General features: G+C 52.4%; 3 protein-coding genes. 1 reads left to right on the top strand and 2 read right to left on the bottom strand.

The features are described 5' to 3' along the window. Positions 1 to 161: 161 nt before the first annotated feature. The gene (gene yjeM, locus ACI31J_RS04715; protein ID WP_439773296.1) at positions 162 to 1,664 is read left to right on the top strand and encodes a glutamate/gamma-aminobutyrate family transporter YjeM; all 1,503 of its coding nucleotides are present in this window, start codon (positions 162 to 164) and stop codon (positions 1,662 to 1,664) included. A 46-nt stretch (positions 1,665 to 1,710) separates the two neighbouring features. Here yjeM and ACI31J_RS04720 read toward each other — a convergent pair whose 3' ends face one another. Both ACI31J_RS04720 and ACI31J_RS04725 read right to left on the bottom strand, forming a co-directional pair. Then, entirely contained in the window at positions 1,711 to 3,027 is a 1,317-nt protein-coding gene (locus ACI31J_RS04720; protein WP_439773283.1) for an MATE family efflux transporter, read from the bottom strand. A 142-nt stretch (positions 3,028 to 3,169) separates the two neighbouring features. Continuing rightward, positions 3,170 to 3,406: peptide deformylase (locus ACI31J_RS04725; protein WP_439773284.1), on the bottom strand; the 237-nt coding region annotated here is incomplete at its 5' end.

Genomic DNA, 3,406 nt, shown 5'->3' on the forward strand with positions numbered 1-3,406 from the left:
TTTCCCTTTTTCAATTCAAGTTTCAGAATTTACACAAAATATTTTACGCTCTCGACATTTTGTATTAAAAGCTTCTCATTGACGTTCTTTAATTGATAAATTTATCATATAATAAACGTGAGCCACTTAAAATAATAAAGTATTTTACTTGGGGGAGTTGAATTATTTTGGCTGACAAAGAAAAGAAATTAATCACCACCCCTACTTTGGTGCTGATGATAATTTCTACGATTTATGGTTTTGGGAACGTTTCAATTGCGTATGACCAGATGGCCTACGCGGGGATGTTTTGGTATATTCTGGCGGGGGTCTGCTTCTTCTTCCCGTGCTGCCTAATGATGGCGGAGTACGGGTCGGCATTCAAGGATGCCAAGGGGGGAATCTACTCCTGGCTGGCCGGTTCCATCGGTGAGAAAATGGCCTTCATTGGGACCTTTATCTGGCTATCCAGCTGGATTCTCTGGTTGGTCTCGAGTGCCTCCCGCTTATGGATCACGCTTTCGGCACTGCTGTTTGGGCGCGATACCACCCAGCACTGGCACTTTTGGATTTTTAATTCCACCGAATTGATCGGGATCTTGGCAATTCTATTCGTTCTGCTGGTTACCCTATTGAGTTCGCAGGGAATGAACGGGATTACTAAGATCAGCTCGTTCGGTGGAGCCTTCATGATTGCGATGAACGCGATCTTCATCCTGGCAAGTCTGATTGCGATTATTGCCAACAAGGGGGTTACTGCCCAGCCGATTCACGGGATTGCCAGTTTCTTTGAGTCCCCGAACCCAGCCTTTAAGACACCAATTGCGGTGATTTCCTTTGTCGTCTATGCCATCTTTGCCTATAGCGGGATGGAGAACCTCGGTGGGGTCACTGACAGCATGAAGGATCCAGAGCATACCTTCCCACGCGGTCTGGTGATTGGATCACTGTTGACGATCGGCAGTTACGTCCTGATGATCCTGATGACCGGTTTTACGGTCAACTACGACCACGTCATTGCCCGGCCAAACGTTAACTTGGGAAATGTTACCTATGTCGTCTTTGATCGCCTTGGCTACATGATGGGAGCCTCCTTAGGCTTCAGCCACGGGGTTAATCTGCTGCTGGGTGATATCTTCACCCGGATGATTGCCCTGGCTGGTCTGATGGGGATGCTTGGCGCGATGTTTTTGCTAGTGTATTCACCGATCAAGTCCTTCATCATGGGGGCCAACCCGAAGCTGTGGCCAGCCCGGGTTACCAAGCTCAACAAGCATGGGATGCCGGCCTTTGCTATGTGGCTGCAGGCAATCTTCGTCTGCTGCATCATCTTCCTGATTTCCTTTGGGGGATCCGCAGCGAGTGCCTTCTATCAGATCTTGACCGACATGGTGAACGTCTCGGCCTGCGCCCCATACATTTTCTTAGTAGGGGCCTTTCCGACCTTCCAAAAGAAGAACATCCCGCACGACTTTGTGGTCTTTAAGAGCCGCTTCTGGACGAAGGTCCTGGTTGTTTTTGTTGAGATCATTGTCTGCCTAGGGATTATCTTTACCTGCATCCAGCCAATCCTGGATCACGACCTGCAGACGGCCTTCTGGACAGCCTTTGGACCAATTTTCTTTGGGATTGTGGCCTGGCTTTTCTACCGGCACGCCGTTAAGAAGCACCATTTGAATCTGTAGAAAATAAAAAATAGGACCATGGCAAAACTTGTCATGATCCTATTTTTTATGAATTAAATTGCCTGATCCGCTGGTAAACCAGCAGGCTGGCCACGATGCAGACCAGAAACTCAGTGACGGGGACCGCAGCCCAGACGCCGTTGATTCCCACCAGGGCGGCCAGGATCAGGATCGCTGGTAGGAGAATGACGTAGCCCCGCAGGATCGAAAGGGTAAAGGAGGCCCGGGCGGCGTTGGTTGCCGTCAGGAACAGGATGAAGAGCAGGTTAAGGGCACTGAAGAAGGCACTCGTGAAGTAAATCGGCAACCCCACCCGGGCGTAGTGGACTAGCTGGGTGGAATGGGCGGTGTTGAAGGCATTGATGATCGGCAGCTTGAAGACCAGCAAGATCACAAAGCTGATCGTTGCCAGCAGGAGAGTAATGATCATCCCGGTCTTGAGGGCGGTCTCAACACTGGCAAAGTGCTTCTGCCCGTATTCCCGGCTAGCGATCGGCTGGACGCCCAGCGCGACCCCGTTGGCAATTGCCAATACCACAATGGCAATGTTGGAGATCACCCCATAGGCCGCCACCGCGTAGTTATCGGCCAGCTGCAGGAGGACATGGTTGAAGAAGTAGATGCTGACTCCGGTGCTGAGCTCGTTCAGGGCCGCGGCGATCCCTAATTTAGCTGAACGGCCGAGACAAGCCAACCGGGGACGGGACCAGTGAAGTTGGAGCTGGCGGTTGGCGAAGTGCCGGTGACGAGATAAGACGATGAGGCTGATGAGCGGGGAGAAGAGGACCGCTAGCGCCGCCCCTTCCATCTTGAGCCCGCAGCCGAAGATGAAGAACCAGTCAATTAAGATGACCGAAAGTGTTTCGGTCAGGGTAGCCCGCATCGTCAGCGTTGGGTTCCCATCATTACGGACAAAATTGATGGTGATGTAGTTGCACATGTACAAGGGACCGGACCAGGCACAGATCCGCAGGTAGATGATGGCCATCTGCCGGGTCTGGTCATCGGCACCGAGAAAGTTCACCACCGGCGTGGCAAAGATGTTGAGTAGGATGGCGAGGGTGATCCCTAATCCCGCCGCAAAGATAATCAGCTGGCTGTACAGGTCCCGGATCCGCTCGGGATGAAGGACCTTGTTGAGTGAGAAGATGGTGGCCCCGCCGACCCCGAGCAGGAGACCGACGCCATTGAAGACGTTGAAGAGGGGCAACACCAGGTTGAGGGTGGTCAGCCCCAGCGCCCCGGCGGCGATCGAGATGAAGAGGGTATCGATCAGGACGTAGAGAGACATCCCCATGGTGGCAATGACGTTGCGGACAACATAGTGCCGGACTTCGTGTTTGATTGCTTGTGTCGAATTCATATTAATTCCTCCAATTTGGTCCTCATCCCCCGCAAACGGACGCCTGTCTGAGGAACCGCAATTTTTGTGGCAAAACCCGGCGATTCTGCAACCCTTATTTCTTTTATCCTAGCAGATTCGGCCCTGCTTTTCAGTATGAAGATCAGATAATTACCCCGTTGCAGTGATCGAGCTCGTGCTGGACGATCTCGGCAGCAAAGTCCGTCAGGGTCAGCTCATGGCGTTGCCACTGCTGGTCATAGAACTGGACGGTGATCTTCTTGAACCGTTTGGTTGGCCGTTGTCCGGTCAGGGAAAGGCAGCCCTCCGTTGTTTGGTAAGGCTGGCTTTGGCTGGTCAAGCGCGGGTTGAACATCACGACCGGCAGCGGACCGAGCTG

The organism is Limosilactobacillus sp., assembly GCF_051873075.1.
GTDB lineage: Bacteria > Bacillota > Bacilli > Lactobacillales > Lactobacillaceae > Limosilactobacillus.

Coding starts and splice junctions, on each gene's coding strand:
- ACI31J_RS04720 (WP_439773283.1), bottom strand. CDS start 3,027: ATGAATTCGACACAAGCAATCAAACACGAAGTCCGGCACTATGTTGTC.